General features: G+C 58.0%; 15 protein-coding genes. 7 read left to right on the top strand and 8 right to left on the bottom strand.

Annotation, left to right across the window (positions count from 1 at the left end; translation table 11 throughout):
- Positions 1 to 5: 5 nt before the first annotated feature.
- Positions 6 to 2,141, top strand: a complete 2,136-nt coding sequence (gene yccS / locus CPH57_RS05440) for a YccS family putative transporter (protein ID WP_046686789.1) — start codon at positions 6 to 8, stop codon at positions 2,139 to 2,141.
- A gap of 4 nt (positions 2,142 to 2,145) precedes the next feature.
- Here yccS and CPH57_RS05435 read toward each other — a convergent pair whose 3' ends face one another.
- Complete coding sequence (locus CPH57_RS05435; RefSeq protein WP_046686788.1) at positions 2,146 to 2,802, bottom strand: TfoX/Sxy family DNA transformation protein; 657 nt, start codon at positions 2,800 to 2,802, stop codon at positions 2,146 to 2,148.
- A gap of 257 nt (positions 2,803 to 3,059) precedes the next feature.
- Here CPH57_RS05435 and sulA point away from each other — a divergent pair, with 257 nt between their 5' ends.
- Both sulA and ompA read left to right on the top strand, forming a co-directional pair.
- On the top strand, positions 3,060 to 3,566 hold the full coding sequence (gene sulA, locus CPH57_RS05430; protein WP_033642592.1) for an SOS-induced cell division inhibitor SulA: 507 nt from the start codon (positions 3,060 to 3,062) through the stop codon (positions 3,564 to 3,566).
- Between the two features lie 356 nt (positions 3,567 to 3,922).
- Positions 3,923 to 5,005, top strand: a complete 1,083-nt coding sequence (gene ompA, locus CPH57_RS05425; RefSeq protein WP_033644244.1) for a porin OmpA — start codon at positions 3,923 to 3,925, stop codon at positions 5,003 to 5,005.
- A gap of 101 nt (positions 5,006 to 5,106) precedes the next feature.
- Here the strand turns inward: ompA and matP are convergent, their stop codons facing one another.
- Positions 5,107 to 5,565 (bottom strand): macrodomain Ter protein MatP, encoded by a 459-nt coding sequence (gene matP, locus CPH57_RS05420; RefSeq protein ID WP_033642591.1) that lies wholly within the window; start codon positions 5,563 to 5,565, stop codon positions 5,107 to 5,109.
- Positions 5,566 to 5,775: 210 nt separating this feature from the next.
- On the opposite strand from matP, the gene CPH57_RS05415 reads away from it, so the two are divergent.
- From CPH57_RS05415 to fabF, 4 genes are all read left to right on the top strand, one after another.
- The gene (locus CPH57_RS05415) at positions 5,776 to 7,524 is read left to right on the top strand and encodes a Lon protease family protein (protein WP_072055814.1); all 1,749 of its coding nucleotides are present in this window, start codon (positions 5,776 to 5,778) and stop codon (positions 7,522 to 7,524) included.
- A gap of 68 nt (positions 7,525 to 7,592) precedes the next feature.
- Complete coding sequence (fabA, locus tag CPH57_RS05410; RefSeq protein ID WP_004928144.1) at positions 7,593 to 8,111, top strand: bifunctional 3-hydroxydecanoyl-ACP dehydratase/trans-2-decenoyl-ACP isomerase; 519 nt, start codon at positions 7,593 to 7,595, stop codon at positions 8,109 to 8,111.
- A 445-nt stretch (positions 8,112 to 8,556) separates the two neighbouring features.
- Entirely contained in the window at positions 8,557 to 9,084 is a 528-nt protein-coding gene (locus CPH57_RS05405; RefSeq protein WP_033650691.1) for a helix-turn-helix domain-containing protein, read from the top strand.
- Complete coding sequence (gene fabF, locus CPH57_RS05400; protein WP_033650690.1) at positions 9,081 to 10,358, top strand: beta-ketoacyl-ACP synthase II; 1,278 nt, start codon at positions 9,081 to 9,083, stop codon at positions 10,356 to 10,358. The genes CPH57_RS05405 and fabF overlap by 4 nt, the downstream gene beginning before the upstream one ends.
- Before the next feature lie 64 nt (positions 10,359 to 10,422).
- Here fabF and rmf read toward each other — a convergent pair whose 3' ends face one another.
- The 6 genes from rmf to rlmKL form a co-directional block, all read right to left on the bottom strand.
- The gene (rmf, locus tag CPH57_RS05395; RefSeq protein WP_004928150.1) at positions 10,423 to 10,593 is read right to left on the bottom strand and encodes a ribosome modulation factor; all 171 of its coding nucleotides are present in this window, start codon (positions 10,591 to 10,593) and stop codon (positions 10,423 to 10,425) included.
- 270 nt (positions 10,594 to 10,863) lie between these two features.
- Positions 10,864 to 11,424: a membrane integrity-associated transporter subunit PqiC gene (gene pqiC / locus CPH57_RS05385; protein ID WP_047024932.1), complete on the bottom strand. Its 561-nt coding sequence runs from the start codon at positions 11,422 to 11,424 to the stop codon at positions 10,864 to 10,866.
- Positions 11,421 to 13,067, bottom strand: a complete 1,647-nt coding sequence (gene pqiB / locus CPH57_RS05380) for an intermembrane transport protein PqiB (RefSeq protein ID WP_033642587.1) — start codon at positions 13,065 to 13,067, stop codon at positions 11,421 to 11,423. The genes pqiC and pqiB overlap by 4 nt, the downstream gene beginning before the upstream one ends.
- Positions 13,054 to 14,367, bottom strand: coding sequence for a membrane integrity-associated transporter subunit PqiA (gene pqiA / locus CPH57_RS05375; RefSeq protein ID WP_369825817.1), 1,314 nt, complete (start codon positions 14,365 to 14,367; stop codon positions 13,054 to 13,056). Before pqiA ends, pqiB begins: the two co-directional genes overlap by 14 nt.
- Positions 14,368 to 14,443: 76 nt before the next feature.
- Positions 14,444 to 16,348, bottom strand: coding sequence for an ABC transporter ATP-binding protein (locus CPH57_RS05370; protein ID WP_033642586.1), 1,905 nt, complete (start codon positions 16,346 to 16,348; stop codon positions 14,444 to 14,446).
- Between the two features lie 5 nt (positions 16,349 to 16,353).
- Positions 16,354 to 18,480, bottom strand: coding sequence for a bifunctional 23S rRNA (guanine(2069)-N(7))-methyltransferase RlmK/23S rRNA (guanine(2445)-N(2))-methyltransferase RlmL (gene rlmKL / locus CPH57_RS05365; protein ID WP_096242824.1), 2,127 nt, complete (start codon positions 18,478 to 18,480; stop codon positions 16,354 to 16,356).
- Positions 18,481 to 18,483: the final 3 nt, after the last annotated feature.

Raw genomic sequence — 18,483 nt, 5'->3', positions numbered from 1 at the left:
TTTTCGTGCTCTCTTTTGCACCCGCAGTTCGTCGTTATACTTACAACAGCAATCTGCTGTATCACTTGCGCATCCTCATTGCGCTGATCGGCACCACCGCCGTTCCCTGGTGGCTCGGCATTCCCAAGCTGACTATCCCGTTAACGCTGGGCGTGGTGGCAGCCGCCCTGACTGATTTGGACGACCGCCTGGCCGGCAGATTACGCAATCTGCTGATCACGTTGGTATGCTTCTTTATTGCTTCCGCCTCGATTGAGCTGCTGTTTCCCTACCCTTGGTTGTTCGCGCTTGGCTTAACCACCTCGACCTGCGGTTTTATCCTGCTGGGCGCCTTGGGGCAACGTTACGCCACCATCGCCTTCGGTGCGCTGCTGATCGCGGTTTACACCATGCTCGGCACTTCCATGTACGATGCCTGGTATCAGCAACCGCTGCTGCTGGTGATCGGTGCATTGTGGTACAACTTGCTGACGCTGGCGGGCCACCTGCTGTTCCCGATCCGGCCGCTGCAAGAGAACCTGGCGCGCTGTTACGATCAACTGGCCAACTATCTGGATGCCAAGGCCAATCTGTTCGATCCCGACGCCGAACGCGCCGCCGACCTGCCATGGATGGATGTCGCGATGGCCAACAGCGCGTTGGTCGCGTTACTCAACCAGACCAAAGCCTCGCTGCTGACGCGCCTGAAAGGCGATCGCGGCCAGCGCGGCACCCGCCGCACCTTGCACTACTATTTTGTCGCGCAGGATATCCACGAACGCGCCAGCTCTTCCCACGTTCAGTACCACGCGCTCAGCCGGCAATTCCGTCACAGCGATATTTTATTCCGCTTCCAGCGTTTGCTGAGCATGCAGGCGCGCGCCTGCCGCCAGCTGGCACAATCGATCCTGCTGCGGCAAAAATACCAGCACAACCCGCGTTTTGAGCCGGCTTTCAGCCGCATTCAGGAGGCCTTGGCACGCATCGCCGAAACCCAGGGCAATAGCGAACAGACCAAGGCGCTGGCGCATCTGCTGAAAAACCTGCATGCGATAGATGCGCAGTTGGCCAATATCGAGTCCGAGCAAACGCTGGCGAGCGGACAAGCGGAAGAGAACAGCCTGGCCGACGATCGCTTGACCGGTTGGAGCGACATCCGGCTGCGCATCAGCCGCCATTTAACGCCGCAGTCGGCCCTGTTCCGCCATGCGATCCGCATGTCGGCGGTGCTGTGCGTCGGTTACGCCTTTATCCAGTTCACCGGTATGCAGCACGGTTACTGGATCCTGCTGACCAGCCTGTTCGTCTGCCAACCGAACTACAACGCTACCCGCCGGCGCCTGGCACTGCGCATCATCGGCACTCTGGCAGGTATCCTGATCGGCCTGCCAATCCTCTATTTCGTGCCTTCCGTAGAAGGACAACTGGTGTTGATCGTCATCACCGGCGTCCTGTTCTTCGCTTTCCGCACCGTGCAATATGCCCACGCGACGATGTTCATCACGCTGCTGGTGTTGCTGTGCTTCAACCTGTTGGGTGAAGGATTCGAAGTGGCCGCCCCGCGCGTTTACGATACCTTGCTGGGCTGCGCCATCGCCTGGGCGGCCGTCAGCTTCATCTGGCCAGACTGGAAGTTCCGCCAACTGCCGGCGGTGGTGGATAAAACGCTGAATGCCAACTGCCGCTATCTGGACGCCATTTTGGTGCAATATCATCAAGGTAAGGATAACGGCCTCGCTTACCGCATCGCACGACGAGATGCCCATAACAGCGATGCGGAACTGGCTTCGGTCATCTCCAACATGTCAGCCGATCCCAAGGCCGACAAAGCGCTGCAGGAAGCCGCCTTCCGCTTGCTCTGTCTGAACCACACGCTCCTGAGCTATATCTCCGCATTGGGGGCGCACCGCGAGCGGCTGAACACCCCGGCCACGCTCGATCTGCTCAATGACGCCGTGTGTTACGTGGACGGCGCCCTGCATCAGGAAGAACGGAACAGCCAGCGCATTGCGCAGGCGTTGGAACAGCTGGCGGAGCGCATCAGCAAAGCCGTTCCGGAACCTGAAAGCAAAGAACAATTGGTCTTGCAGCAGGTGGGATTGGTGCTCGAGCTGCTGCCGGAGCTCACCGCGCTGCATGCCCAAATCAATAAGGCAGCCTAACTATTCAGGGCCCGATCGATGGGCCCTGAATAACTGGCTCATGCCCATGGCGGCGCATCGCCATCGTATGATCGAACCAACGCACTAGCTCGCTGCGTAATTCGGCCGGCAACGCCGCCTGATGATAACCGGCTATCGCCCCGCCCAGCGACAGCAGCACTCGTAGCCCCAAATTAGTCTGCTGTTTCAATAAACGGAGATAGCTGCGTTTGGCGCCATGCAGCCGTAGGTCATAAGCGTTGCGAATGCCCGCTCGCCACAGCAGACGTTCCATATTGACGTCAATATTCGGCAATGCCTTCAGTCGGCCGTGATCGCCAGCCTTAAGCCGCTGCTCCCGGCGCGCCTCCCTGACAGCCTGCCAGGCCAGCCCCACCAGCTCGTTGCGTTCCCGCCACAGCGACTCGTCAACCCAGTAATAGCGCAAGGTAATGGGCACACCGCGTTTGGAATAGACCATATTGACCATTCCGCGGGCGCGAAAGGCGGGTTCCATGCTTGCCGTAGCCCGCAAATACAGCTCCCCCTCCGCTATCACCGCAAACATGACGCCCTCAGCCAGCAGACCGTAACCGCCGAACTGCGACCGAGTCGTGATGGCCCCCAATGCCGCAAAGCAATTTTTAGCCTGCGCGATTCTTCTCGTCGACATCCTTTTCATAGCGTTCCTCCTTTTTAGGTTCTGGCCTTTAGGTTCTGGCCTTTAGGTTCTGGCCGTATTATTTCTCTCATCAATGAAAAAAGTAACGTGAACAACTAATTAGAAAAATACGCACTATCCGCCCGCCTGCCAATCACAAAAACCATCGGTACAAAAAATGATCGCAATTATGCGAGCCGCTACGAAAATTTGGGTTGATCTTATCCTAAATCAGGGATACTGTATAAACATACAGTAACACGACGGGCGGGAACTTTATGCGTACTCAATCACTCTACCAACCTCATTTCGGCCATGGCTCTTATACAACGCGCAATGTTGCGAAGAACACGGATGTCGGCAAAGAGAATGGCTTGATCAGTGAACTTGTTTACAACGAGCGCCAGCCCGCAGTGGCTCAATTGCTGTTGCCCCTGCTGCAGCAACTGGGCAAGCAGTCTCGCTGGCTTCTGTGGCTCACGCCGCAGCAAAAATTAAGCAAACAGTGGCTGCAGCAATCCGGCCTGCCGGTGGATAAAGTGGTGCAATTGAGCCAGATCAGCCCGGTGAATACGGTTGAGGCAATGGAAAAAGCGCTGCAAACGGGGAATTACAGCGTGGTTCTCGGCTGGTTGCCCGAGCTAACAGAGGAGGATCGTCTAAAATTAAGACGAGCGGCAGAATTGGGTAACGCATACGGGTTTATCATGCGTCCACAACGTGACATTAGCCCGACTCACGGACAGTGTTCTACCCTAAAAATTCACTCTTCTTTGTATCATTAAGTAAATTTAGGATTTTTCCCATCATTTTCGCACCCCGTAAAGGGAACCTTTGCGGGATAAGGCAAAAAGCTAGTCCGGCCGCGGTTCGGCAAGGAAAAACGCCCTGTTGATCGCCGCTTTTTTGAGCGGAGAATGTTAGCAAATATGTACGATTCTGCGTTTTTTTTTAGAGCCTTATCACATCACACTTGTAACTTTCGCGCCACGTTGTAGACTTTACATCGCCAAGGTTGCTCTATAACGTCAGAAAAACTGGCGAGTAACAAACGAGGGCTTAAACCTTGGCGAAGGAATTTAACCAAGGGCTTAAACAGCTTTAAAGCTCATTGCCTATTTGGATGATAACGAGGCGCAAAATGAAAAAGACAGCTATCGCATTAGCAGTGGCACTGGCAGGTTTCGCTACCGTAGCGCAAGCCGCTCCAAAAGATAACACCTGGTACACCGGTGCTAAACTGGGCTGGTCCCAGTACCACGACACTGGTTTCTACGGTAACGGTTACCAGAACGGTATCGGCAATGGCCCAACCCATAAAGATCAACTGGGTGCAGGCGCGTTCCTGGGCTACCAGGCAAACCAATACCTGGGCTTCGAACTGGGCTATGACTGGCTGGGCCGCATGCCTTACAAAGGCAGCGTGAACAACGGTGCTTTCAAAGCGCAGGGCGTTCAACTGGCCGCTAAACTGAGCTACCCAATTGCTGACGATCTGGACATCTACACTCGTCTGGGTGGTATGGTATGGCGCGCAGACTCCAAAGCGAACTACGGCCGTACTGGTCAGCGTCTGAGCGACCACGACACCGGCGTTTCTCCGCTGGCTGCTGTTGGTGTTGAATACGCACTGACCAAAAACTGGGCTACTCGCCTGGACTACCAGTTCGTAAGCAACATCGGTGACGCAGGTACCGTTGGCGCGCGTCCAGACAACACCATGCTGAGCCTGGGCGTTTCTTACCGCTTCGGTCAGGATGACGTAGTTGCTCCAGTTGCTCCAGCTCCAGCTCCGGCTCCAGTTGTTGAAACCAAGCGTTTCACTCTGAAGTCTGACGTGCTGTTCAACTTCAACAAGTCTACTCTGAAAGCAGAAGGCCAGCAGGCTCTGGATCAGCTGTACACCCAACTGAGCTCCATGGATCCTAAAGACGGTTCCGTAGTGGTTCTGGGTTACACCGACGCCGTTGGTTCTGACCAGTACAACCAGAAACTGTCTGAAAAACGCGCACAGAGCGTTGTTGACTACCTGGTCTCCAAAGGCATCCCGTCAGACAAAATCTCTGCACGTGGTATGGGTGAAGCAGAGCCAGTTACTGGCAACACCTGTGGCTACAAATCTGGCCGCGCTACCAAAGCTCAGATCGCTTGCCTGGCACCAGATCGTCGCGTAGAGATCGAAGTTAAAGGTATCAAAGACGTTGTAACTCAGCCTCAGGGCTAAGTTTACTCGCCTAATAAAAAACCCCGCAATGCGGGGTTTTTTTTCGTCCTGTTTTTGTCAGAGCATTCAAGGCCTGGTGCAACGAAGGCGCTCTGCCCCGTTTATTTAGGTTCTTTGCCGAGAATCGCCTTCAGGTCTTCTTTCAACGACGACATCTGATTCGCATACTTCTCTTTGCGCTCAGCATCTTCGATAAGCTGCACGACGGTTTCCGACAGCGTCACGCCGCGACGACGCGCCAGGGCAGCCAAACGTTGCCAAACCAAAAACTCCAGATCGATAGATTTTTTACGCGTATGCTGGTGTTCTGCGTTAAAATGACGTTTGCGGCGGGCGCGGATCGTTTGTTTCATCCGGTTATCCAGATCCGGATTCATATGAGCGGCAATCCATGCAAGTACCTTTACCGGCTCATTTTCCAGCTTCAGCAGCTCGTTAACCGCTTCCTGAGCAGCGCTGTTTTCAATGTAGCGGGTAATGAGTTCCCCTTCCCGGTGCTTCTTCACCAGGTACTTCCATTTCCAACCGCTCTCCAGATTTTCCAGTTGCTGATATTTCATCTTGAGCTCTTCAGTGACCGCGTAACTTCAAATAAGCATAACAGCTTTACGCCGAATTTCCCCGGCAATTAAGTCGTCTTTTAGACTGTTTTTTGCACAGTCATCGCGCGATGTCAAACTCCCTGATGCCAACTGGCACTCCACATGTATCAAGCTGCCGTTATTCTTGTATAATCGCCCTTTCCCTTTTTAACGATTGCATCTAACACTTTGACCAATAACCGACTTGAATGGCAATCTTTATTGCCGGACGTAACGCCTTATCAGGCGATATTTGATACCGCCGCTCAGTTGGCACCCGTGCCCTTTTCCGCCATTCAGCCTCGGCTGGAAAATGCCCTGACGCTATTTTGTCACCCCCAATCGCCACCGCGATTCATGCTGTTGAAAGCGCAAGAAACGCGAGAATACCTGGAACTGATCGCTAACGCCGTCAAACCGCTGCTGCCGCAAAACACGGCATGCCTCGGCAGCCACTATGTCATTCAGGATGGCAAGGTCAGCGTAGAGCCTGCCAGCCATGGCGATGAACCTTTCGCTGCCGGCGGTGCTTGCGTGTTCCAAGAGTGGATTGAACCGGAGCAGCTGTTTGGTTGCGTGCGGATCCACAATGGCGACATCACTCTGCAGCCCGGCCTGGTGCACCAGGCCAACGGCGGTATTCTGATCCTGTCAGCCCGGGCGCTGCTGGCCCAGCCGTTGCTATGGCTGCGGTTGAAGCAAATGATCGGCCAGCGTCAGTTCCATTGGGTTTCGCCTGACGAAACCCGCCCGCTGCCGGTCGCCATTCCGTCGATGCCGCTGGACCTGCGGCTGATTGTAGTCGGCGACCGCCACGGCCTGGCCGATTTCCACGATATCGAGCCAGAACTGAGTGAACAAGCGGTCTATGGCGAATATGAAGACGATCTGCAACTGACTGAAGTTGATGATATGGCGCAGTGGTGCGGCTACGTCAACGGTGTGATCGCCGAGCGGCAGTTACCGATGTTGGCGGCCGATGCCTGGCTGCCGCTGATCGTTCAGGCGGTGCGTTATAGTGGCGATCAGGGCATCCTGCCACTCTCGCCGGTTTGGCTTGGGCAGCAGTTGTCCGAAGCTGCACTGTACGCCGAAGAAGACCGCATTACGGCCAAAGCGTTTGAAGCGGCATTGAATGCCCGCGAATGGCGTGAAAGCTATCTCGCCGAGCGTATGCAGGATGAGATCGAACTGGGTCAGATCCTGATCGAGACCGAGGGTGAAGTGGTTGGGCAAATCAACGGCCTGTCAGTCCTGGATTATCCCGGCCACCCACGCAGCTTCGGCGAACCGTCGCGCATCAGTTGCGTTGTGCATCTCGGCGACGGCGAATTTACCGACGTCGAACGCAAGGCCGAGCTGGGCGGCAACCTGCACGCTAAAGGTATGATGATCATGCAAGCGTTCGTGATCGCCGAACTGGACCTGGATCAGCAGCTGCCCTTCTCCGCCTCGATCGTTTTTGAACAATCTTACGGTGAAGTGGACGGCGACAGCGCCTCGCTGGCTGAACTGTGCGCCCTGATCAGCGCCCTGTCACAGCAGCCGATCACACAACAGATCGCCGTCACCGGCTCCGTTGACCAATTCGGCAACGTACAGCCGATAGGGGGCGTTAACGAAAAGGTCGAAGGTTTCTTCGAGGTTTGTTTACGCCGCGGCCTGACGGGCAAACAGGGCGTCATACTGCCCGTGACCAACGTGCGCCACCTGTGCCTGCGTCAGGATGTCGTTGACGCAGTGCGCGAGGGACAATTCCACCTGTGGGCGGTAGAGAGCGCGGCGGAAGCCTTGCCTTTGCTCACCGGTTGCCTCTACTCTGACGAACAACAGCCGAATTTGTTGGCGGCCATTCAGGAACGGATTGCGCAGGTGAGCCTGCAGGAACGCCGCCGTCCATGGCCGCTACGCTGGCTCAACTGGTTCAACCACGGCTGATCGGACTTGTTCAGCGTACACGTGTTAGCTAACCTGCGTCCTTCATTAAAATAAGGCTTACTGAGAACATGGTAGATAAACGCGATTCCTATACGAAAGAAGACCTCGAAGCATCCGGCCGCGGCGAGCTGTTCGGCGCCGGTGGCCCACCGTTGCCGGCGGGTAACATGTTGATGATGGACCGCGTGGTCAAAATGACCGAAGACGGCGGGACTCACAACAAAGGTTATGTGGAAGCGGAGCTGGATATTAATCCGGACCTATGGTTCTTCGGTTGCCACTTTATCGGCGATCCGGTCATGCCGGGCTGCCTGGGCCTGGATGCGATGTGGCAGCTGGTCGGTTTCTACCTCGGTTGGCTCGGTGGCGAAGGCAAAGGCCGCGCGCTGGGCGTCGGTGAAGTCAAGTTCACCGGCCAGGTGCTGCCGACCGCGAAAAAGGTAACCTATCGTATTAACTTCAAACGCGTCATCACCCGCAAGCTGATCATGGGCGTCGCCGATGGCGAAGTGCTGGTTGACGGTGAAGTGATCTATACCGCCACCGATCTGAAAGTGGGCCTGTTCAAAGATACCACCGCGTTCTAATCACGCTGACGAGAAGGCGGCCACTGCCTTCTCTCTAACGTTCTTCGCATGCCGTCATGTTCGACGTGATGGCATTTCTTTCTCTTATCCTTTCCCGGCCTTTCAAAGACTCCCGCCCCTCTTTTTAACCGCCGTTAGCATCATCTTATTATTCAGTTCTCATCAAAGAGGATTAGGGCCGATAGCGAAGATGCGCTATCGGGCGATATGAAAACGTTGGGTGCTCCTTATTTCATCGCCCGACACCGAAATGTCTTCCGCCACAGCTCTCTGCCCTATGCTTACCCGAAGCGGCCAAAGCAACAGGCAGCCTGAAAGGCGGCCTCCCTAAATACCCGCATCAGTGCGATAGCGGTTTTTTTGCGTCCGGTTATTCTCTTGCCCCTCAAGATCCTCTAACATGACTAGCATAGTAACTACAATTATTGTACTTAGTGAGGAAGGTATGCAAAAAACCCGCTTTAGCGACGCGCCTTGCCCCGTAGCGCGTGCATTGGATCGCGTGGGGGAATGGTGGAGCATCCTGATCCTTCGCGATGCTTTTCAGGGGCTGTCCCGGTTCGACGAATTCCAACAAAGTCTGGGGATGTCACCCACGCTACTGGCGCGTCGCCTGAAGGATTTGGTGGCCCACGGCATTCTGTATAAAGAACGTTATCAAACGCGGCCGGCGCGCTATCACTACCTGCTTACTGAGCGCGGCAACGATTTTCTCCCGGTGTTGGCGGCGCTCTCACAATGGGGCAACAATCATCTGACCGACGGGGACGTCAGCGCCCTGTTGGTCGACGGACGCAACGATCGGCCGATCCAAGTCCAGTTGGTCAATCGTGATACCCAACAGCCGGTGCCGCCGCAGTTCATTACGCTGGCGCCAGGGCCGGCGGCAAGCGACGGCATACATCAACGCGCCGAACTGATGCGGCAGCGGCGCCTCGCCGACTTACCCGAATTTACCAAGGAGCCATCATGAGCAATCGTCGTATCGTCATTACCGGTATGGGCGCCGTTTCACCGCTAGGGTGCGGTGTTGAAGCCATCTGGCAACGTTTGTTAAAAGGAGAATCCGGCATTCGAGCGTTGCCTGACGAGATCGTTGCAGATTTACCGGTCAAGGTCGGAGGACAGGTCCCGGCGTTGGCGCAAGATGCTGAAGCGGGCTTCAACCCCGACGCCTCCGTCGCCCCCAAGGACCAAAAGAAAATGGACCGCTTTATCCTGTTTGCTATGGCGGCGGCGGACGAAGCCATTCGTCAGGCCGGCTGGATAGCCGATACGGACGAAAAACAAGAGCGCACAGCCACCGTCATTGCCTCGGGTATTGGCGGTTTCCCGGCGATTGCCCAGGCGGTGCGCACAACCGACAGCCGCGGCGCCAAGCGGCTGTCGCCGTTCACCATCCCCTCATTCCTGGTCAATCTGGCGGCCGGCCACGTTTCAATCAAACACCACTTCAAGGGGCCGATTGGCGCGCCGGTCACCGCCTGTGCCGCCGGCGTGCAAGCCATTGGCGACGCAGTGCGTATGATCCGCAATGATGAAGCCGATATCGCCGTGTGCGGCGGTACCGAAGCCGCTATAGATACCGTCAGCCTGGGCGGGTTCGCCGCCGCGCGCGCCATGTCCACCGCTCCGGCCGAATTGGCGCAACAGGCCTCTCGGCCCTTCGACAGCGCCCGGGACGGATTTGTCATGGGGGAAGGCGCCGGCATGCTGGTCATTGAAACGCTGGAACACGCGCTGGCGCGCGGCGCCACCCCGCTCGCGGAAATCGTCGGCTATGGCACCAGCGCCGACGCCTACCATATGACATCCGGCGCTGAAGACGGTAACGGCGCCTATCGGGCGATGAAAATCGCGTTGAAGCAGGCGAACGTCGTTCCCGAGGAGGTACAGCATTTAAATGCTCACGCGACGTCGACACCCGTAGGGGATTTGGGCGAAATCAACGCCATCAAACACCTGTTTGGCACGGCCGGGACTGTCGCCGTGACCTCAACAAAATCAGCGACCGGGCACCTGCTGGGCGCCGCCGGGGGGCTGGAAACCATCTTTACCGCCTTGGCTCTGCGCGATCAGATAGCCCCTGCCACGCTAAATCTGGATAACCCCGACCCGGCGGCGGCAGGTTTGCATCTGGTCGCGAAACAGGCGGAATCGATGAACATGACCTACGCCTTATCAAACGGCTTCGGCTTTGGCGGCGTGAATGCGAGTATTTTGTTGAAACGCTGGCGGGATGAATAAGCGCCTGAAACAAAAACCTCCGCCAGGGGGCGGAGGTTATTCCTTTTATTTGACAGGGAGCCGCTTAAGCGGTCACAGCCCTGTCTTCCATGGCTTCTCGCCAACCTCCCAGCCATTGAGACCGGGCGTCCACTGATGATTGGTAGGGACAATGTTCCCTGGAACGCCCTAAAATACCTGCCTGATACCCTCTCGAATGCGCCCTTTCCAGACGATCGCGTTTCTGTCTCTTCATGCCTCGTTTCCCTCATTTTGGTCTGGTGGAAAGAAAACAATGGCTGCTTTTTGCGCAGCCACGAGTAATCAATAGCGCTAAAAGAAGAGAAGATCAATGCGCAAAATTCACGCCAATGTCATATTTGTGAGCTACGCCCGAGGAAAATGCTAAGTGGCTGATCTGCAGAGGAAGGAGTTAACCAATTGAAATAAAATAGAAATCCCTGCCAGCGAGAAAAAACGACTTTTCACGCCGACAGGGATTAGACGATTTTAGACCAAATTATGACTAAATGCCGCCCATCTGTGCTGCGATAGCCTGGGCTTCCTGCTGCCACCCCTGCGCCAGCGTGCGCACCAGGGCATCATAGCCGTCTTCACCCTGTTTCAGCTCCAGGCTGAAAGGCCTTTTGATCAAACGCCCCTGGCGGTTCAGCACCCACTCGCCGCGAATGATCGCTTTCCCGTCAAAGCGGCCGTGGAAGCCGCTGATGGTCACGTTCAGCACATCCTGATCGCTGCTCATCGGCTGCGAAGAGACCACCCACCCCGGCAGCGCGCTGCTGAGGTTGGTGACCAGCGTTTGCTGCAGCTGCTGATCGAGCGGGCTGGCCCACAGGTTGTTCTGGGCTATCACATACTGCACGTCGTTGGTCTGATACACCACGCCGCTCTGCGCCAGATAATCCGCCACGCTCACGTGCTCCAACCACAGCTGGCGCGTGGAGGCGGCGCTGCTGCCGGCCACGGCCGGCGCGCCCAGCGCCGGCAACTGATAGTAAGTCTTCTGTGGCGAACTGCTGCAGGCGCTGAGCAACAGCGCCAGGGCTACCGGGATCCATTTCATCATTTCGTGGCCTTCTTCGGCTGAGGGTCATTGCTGCCGGCGGCTTCAAACACCAGCGCGTTGCTCTTCTCATTCAGGGTGCGCAACACCGGTTGCAGCTCACGCAAGACCTGATCGAGGCGCTGCATGTCGCCCACCATCTTGTTGTAAGCCGGTGAACCAGGCTGGAACCCTTTCATGCTGCGGTTCAGCTCCAGCAGCGTTTTCTGCATGTCCTGCGGCAGCGCCTGCATCTCTTTGCTGGCGATGATGTCGTTCAACGACTTCATGGTCTGCTGCGTCGACTTCATGGTTTTCTGGCTTTCCGCCAGCGTCTTGGTCGCTTCGCTGATCATCGGATTGATCGGCATCGAATTAATCTTATCCAACGTCTGCATCAGCTTCTGCTGGATCTGCGCCAGACCGCCGCTGGTGGTCGGCATCAGCGGATAACCGAACAGCTCGCGCGGCCCTTTCCACGGTTTCTCCTGCGGATAGAAGTCGAGATCGATGTACAGCGAACCGGTCAGCAGGTTGGCGGACTTCATCGAGGCGCGCATGCCGCGGGATTCCGCATCTTTCAAGTGCCCTTCAATATCGAAGTTGCCGCCCAGCTGTTTCTGGAAGCGATCCGGCTCGATGCGGATCAGCACCGGAATGCGGTAGTCGTTATCCAGACGCTGCGCCATGCCGTCTTTATAGAACGGCACCTGCGCCACCGTCCCCAGACGGATGCCGCGGAACTCGACCGGCGCGCCCGGCTGCAGGCCGCGTACCGAATCGGAGAAGAACAGCAGGTAGTCTTTATGCACGGTATACAGCGAATCCTGCGTGCTGCGCTGGTTGTCGAACAGCCGGTACTCCGCCTTTTCTTTCGCCTGTTCGCCGCGATCCCAGCCGTCCGGCACATCGAAGCTGACGCCGCCGCTGAACAGCGTGGTCAACGAGCCCATCTCCACCCGCATGCCCTGTGCCGACATGTCAAACGCCACGCCGCTGTCTTTCCAGAAGCGCACGTTGGTGGTGACCAACTGATCGTAAGGCGCAGTGATGAACAGCTGATAGCGCATGGCGCGCTCTTTAGGATCGAAGTAGCTGGTTTCCACCGACCCGACGCGATAGCCGCGGAACAGCACCGGATCGCCGGCGTTGAGCTGGCCTGACTTCTCGCTGTCCAGCACGATGCGCAACCCTTTGGCGTCCGGGGAAGCCAGCGGCGGCGCATCGAGAAGCTGATAGTTGTCTTTGCCGTCTTTGCCTTTGTTGCCCGGCTGCAGTTCGATATAGGCGCCGGAGAGCAGCGTGCCCAGCCCGGAGACGCCTTCACGGCCGATCTGCGGCTTCACCACCCAGAAGGCGGAATCCTGGCGCAGCAATTTCTCCATGCCGGAATTGAGACGCGCCTGCACCATCACCTTGCTCAGGTCATCGCTCAACGTGACGGTTTCCACCACGCCGACGTCAACGCTGCGGCTTTTGATTTTGGTTTTACCCGCTTCCAGCCCTTCCGCCGTCGTGGTCACCAGCGTCACCACCGGCCCCTGATGGCTGAAGTGGTAAAACAGGATCCAGGCGCCGATCAGCGCGGTCACGATGGGAATGATCCACACCGGCGACCAGCGTTTGATCTTCTCGACGTCCGCGACGCTATGATTATTTTCCGTCACCTTGCGGCTCCTTGTTTATTGTTTCACTTGCGCGATCCCAGGTCAGCCGGGGATCAAATGTCATGGCGGCGAACATGGTGAGGATCACCACCAGCGCGAACAGCACGGCGCCCGTCGCGGGATAAATGCTCATCAACTGCCCCATTCGCACCAACGCCGACAACACGGCGATCACAAACACGTCGATCATTGACCAACGACCAACGAATTCGACCACTTCATAAATCAGATGCATACGCTCGCTGTCGGCGCGCGGTTTCTTCCTGCCGTTCGCATCCCAGCACAGCCAACCGATCGCCAACATTTTCAGCGACGGCACCATGATACTGGCGATGAAAATCACCATCGCTACCGGATAAGAGCCGTCCCCCCACAGCAGGATCACCCCCGCCATGATGGTGGAATTCATCTTGTTACCCAGCGCCTCGGTCACCATTATGGGCATCAGGTTGGCCGGAATATACAGCATGACAGAGGTCACCAGCAGCGCCAGCGTCCACTGCAGGCTGTGGCGGCGACGCACGTAGCCCTTGGTGTGGCAGCGCGGGCAGCGCACCTGATCGGCCGGCAGGATCGCCGTGCAGCACGCGCAGGAGCGCACGCCCTGGCGCATGCCGGTGCGCCCCACCGTCAGCGGGCGATTAAGCCGCGGCGCCGGTTCGATATCCTGCCACAGCCAGCGCCGATCCACGCACTGGAAAGCGCGCACCTGCAGCAGACAGAACAGGCAGTAAGGCACGAAGCTGCTGCCGATGCCGATGTCGCCGTAGGCCATCAGCTTGACGAAGCTGACCAGCACCCCGGCGAGGAAAATTTCCACCATGCACCAGGTCTTGAACTGGAACAGCACCCGGGCCATCCACTCTTTGAGACCCAGCGGCAAGCGCACCCTGGCGCACAGCAGGATGATCGCCACCATGCAAAACGCCGGGATCAGCTGCACGAACACCATAAACAAGGTGGCCATGCTGGCGTAGTCTTCCGCCACCATGACTTCCGGGATTTGGATCAGCCGGATTTCGTTGCCGAGGCCGGCGACGCGCATGTTGATAAACGGGAAAATGTTGGCCAGCACCAGCATGAACAAGGCGCTGAGCGCGTAACCGATCGGCCGCTTGCGCGGCTCGTCCCAGCGGGCGCTGAGCGTGGTTTTGCAGCGCGGGCATACCGCTTTGCTGCCATAGGCCAGCGGCGGCAGCGCCACCAGCATGTCGCACTGCGGGCACAGCATCAGGTTATCCTGCTGCGCCGCCGAGGGTGCGGAATGACTATGCTGCTGATGATTGTTGTGGGAACACACCATATTCCTCCTAAATAACGTTGCTCACCGGCACGTCGATACCGCCCGCAGCAGCGCGCGGGCGGTATCGCAACGGTCAGCCGTTTTTCATCGCTTCCAGCTCTTCCCAGCGGGCGAAGGCCTGCTCGAGCGCCTGCTCGGCGTTAGCCAACGCCGTCAGCACTTCTTGCGTTTCGCTGTGCGGCCGCGTGAAGAAGTCGGCATCGCTCATCTGCGCCTGCAGCGCTTCGATTTCCGCTTCCAGCTGTTCGAGCCGCTGCGGCAGCTGTTCCAGTTCGCGCAGCAGGTTGTAACTCAGCTTGGCCGTCGCTTTCTTCGGCTGTTCGGCCTTTTTCTCCGCCGCCGGTTTGCTCGCGCTCGGCGCCGCCTGACGAATCGGTTTCGCTGTCGCGCGCTGGTGATGCGCATCGTAGTAACCGCCGACGAAGGCGTTGATCACGCCATTGCCTTCGAAGATCCAGCACTCGGTCACCGAGTTGTCAACGAACTGACGATCGTGACTGACCAGCAACACAGTGCCCTGATAGCCGTCGATCAGCTCTTCCAGCAGCTCCAGCGTTTCGACGTCGAGATCGTTGGTTGGTTCATCGAGGATCAGCAGATTGCTCGGTTTCAGAAACAGCTTAGCCAACAGCAAGCGGTTACGCTCACCGCCCGACAGCGCCTTCACCGGCGTCATCGCGCGTTTCGGGTGGAACAGGAAGTCCTGCAGGTAGCCCAGCACGTGGCGAGGACGGCCGTTGACCATCACTTCCTGCTTGCCTTCCGCCAGGTTGTCCATCACCGTGCGCTCCGGATCGAGATCGGCGCGGTGCTGGTCGAAATAGGCCACTTCCAGCTTGGTGCCGCAGTGCACGCGACCGCTGTCGGCTTTCAGCTGACCGAGCATCAGTTTCAGCAGCGTGGTTTTGCCGCAGCCGTTCGGCCCCACCAGCGCAATCTTGTCGCCGCGCTGCACCTGGGCGGAGAAACCGCGTACCAGCACCTTTTCGCCAACCTGATAATTGACGTCTTCCAGCTCGAATACGATTTTGCCGGAGCGGGTCGCCTCTTCCACCTGCATCTTGGCGGTGCCCATCACTTCACGGCGCTCTGAACGCTCGACGCGCAGCGCCTTCAGCGCGCGCACGCGGCCCTCGTTGCGGGTGCGGCGCGCCTTGATGCCCTGACGGATCCAGACCTCTTCCTGCGCCAGCTTGCGGTCGAACTCGGCGTTTTGCAGCTCTTCCACCCGCAGCGCTTCTTCTTTGCTCTGCAGGTACAGATCGTAGTTGCCCGGCCAGGAAACCAGCTTGCCGCGATCCAGATCGACGATGCGCGTCGCCATGTTGCGGATAAACGAACGGTCGTGCGAGATGAAGACGATGCTGCCGTCGAACTCTTTCAGGAAACCTTCCAGCCAGTCGATGGTTTCGATATCCAGGTGGTTGGTCGGTTCGTCGAGCAACAACACGCGCGGCGAGCTCACCAGCGCGCGGCCCAGCGCCGCTTTGCGCAGCCAGCCGCCGGACAGCGAGGAAAGCTCGGCGTCGCCGTTCAGCCCCAGCTGCAGCAGCACTTCGCTAATGCGGCTGTCGAGCTGCCACAGCCCCTGGTGATCGAGGATCTCCATGATTTGCGCCATGCGCGCCAGGTTTTTCTCGCTCGGATCGCTTTCCACCAGGTGGGAGATCGCGTGATAGGCCTTCAGGTGTTCCGCCTGCTCCGCGACACCTTCCGCCACAAAGTCGAATACGCTGCCGCCGATATTGCGCGGCGGATCCTGTTGCAGACGCGCCACGATCAGATCCTGTTCGTAGATCACCCGGCCGTCATCCAGCGGGATCTCTTTGCCTAGGATCTTCAGCAGCGTGGATTTGCCGGCGCCGTTGCGCCCGACCAGACACACGCGCTCGTTGTCTTCGATATGAATTTCGGTGTTGTCTAACAATGGCGCATCGCTGAAAGAGAGCCAGGCGCCGGACATGCTGATTAACGACATAGTAATTATTTTCCTTCGCCGGCGTGAGTCACCAGCCAGCAGTTGTGGATCTGACGGTTACGGGCAAAATCCTGCGACAACGTCTTGGCGGTGATCTCTTTCGCCTCCAGGCCCAGCGCACTCAGCCCTGCCATATCCATTTGGAAACCGCGCTTGTTGTTCGAGAACATAATGATCCCGTTGCGGCGCAGCAACCGTTTCAAATCTTTCATCAGCGCCAGGTGATCGCGCTGCACGTCAAAGGTGTTCTCCATCCGCTTGGAGTTGGAGAACGTCGGCGGATCGATGAAGATCACGTCGAACTGTTCATTGGCATTGCTCAGCCACGACAGGCAGTCGGCCTGGATCAGCCGATGCTGGCGGCCGGTCAGGCCGTTGGCGCGCAGGTTCTTCTCCGCCCATTCCAGGTAGGTGCGCGACATGTCCACCGTGGTGGTGCTGCGCGCGCCGCCCAGCCCGGCATGCACGCTGGCGGTGCCGGTATAGGCGAACAGGTTGAGGAAGTCCTTGCCGCCGCTCATCTCGCCCAGCATACGGCGCGCAATGCGGTGATCGAGGAACAGGCCGGTATCGAGATAGTCGGTCAGGTTGACCCACAGCTTGGCGTTATACTCTTCCACCAGCAAGAACTCGCCCTTCTGCGCCAGTTTCTCGTACTGGTTTTTGCCCTTCTGCCGCTCGCGGGTTTTCAGGATCAGCTGATTCGACGGCAATTCCAGCACCGCCAGCGTCGCGTTGATCACATCGAACAGGCGCTGACGCGCTTTCTGCGCATCGACGGTTTTCGGCGGCGCATACTCCTGCACCACCACCTTGCTGCCGTAACGGTCCACCGCGACGTTGTATTCTGGCAGATCGGCATCGTACAGGCGGTAGCATTCGATGCCTTGTTGCTTCGCCCACTTGTCGAGCTTCTTCAAATTCTTGCGCAGACGGTTGGCGAAATCTTCCGCCACCTGCACGCCGCCGGTAGCGTTGCCGGCCGGGCTTGCCGCCAGCTGATAGTTTTTCTGCACGCACTCCAGCGGGCCGTTCTTCGCCTTGAACTGGCGCTCGGCGCGCAGCTGCAGGCAGCTCAACAGCTCCGGCGAGGCGCTGAACAGCGACAGCTGCCAACCGCCAAAGGCGCTTTTCATCACGCGGCCCAGCATGTTGTGCAGCGCGATCAGCGCCGGTTCGCTTTCCAGACGCTCGCCGTACGGCGGGTTGCTGATCACCGTGCCGTGCGGGCCTTCCGGCAGCGGGTTGGTCAAGCGCGCGACGTCGCCGACGTTGAAGGTGATCAGCTCGGCGACGCCGGCGCGGCGGGCGTTGCCGCGCGCCATCTCAATCACCCGACGATCGATATCGGAACCGAAGAAGCGAGAGGTAGTTTCCTGCAGGCCGCGACGCGCGCGCACCTGCGCTTCGGTGGTGACTTCACGCCACAGTTCGGCGTTGTGACCATTCCAGGCGCTGAAGCCCCAGTGTTGACGGTGCAGGCCCGGCGCGCGATCGGCAGCGATCATCGCCGCTTCGATCAACAGCGTGCCGGAGCCGCACATCGGATCGAGCATCGGCGTGCCCGGCTGCCAGCCGGAACGCAACACGATGGCGGCCGCCAGGTTTTCCTTCAACGGCGCCTGGCCGGTGAGATCGCGGTAGCCGCGCTGGTGCAGGCCTTCGCCGCTCAGATCGAGCGCCACGCTGGCCATATCGCGTTGCAGAAAGACGTTAACGCGAATGTCCGGCTGCTGTTTGGCAACCGTCGGGCGTTGGTCGAGCTTACGGGTGAAGCTGTCAACGATGGCGTCTTTCACCTTCAGCGCGCCATACTGGCTGTTGCGGATCTCTTCGTTCACGCCGCTGAAATGCACGGCGAAGGTTTTATCCACGCCAAAAATGCTCGGCCAGTCAATCGCCTGCACGCCGAGGTACAGATCCAGGTCGCTGTGCACGCGGAATTCGTTCAGCGGCAACAAAATGCGCGAAGCCAGGCGGCTCCACAGCAGGCTTTGGTACAGAAGACGATCGTCACCCTGAAAATGTACCCCGCCCTGCACCACTTTGCAGTCGTGAGCGCCAAGCGTTTCCAGCTCGCTTTTTAACAGTTCTTCCAATCCACGCGCCGTGCTGGCAAACAGAGAGTTCATATC

The sequence above is a fragment of the Serratia sp. JKS000199 genome, from assembly GCF_900215455.1.
Classification (GTDB): Bacteria; Pseudomonadota; Gammaproteobacteria; order Enterobacterales; family Enterobacteriaceae; genus Serratia; species Serratia ureilytica.
Note: the sequence above shows the minus strand (reverse complement) of the source record. Positions and strands in the feature narration are given on the sequence as shown.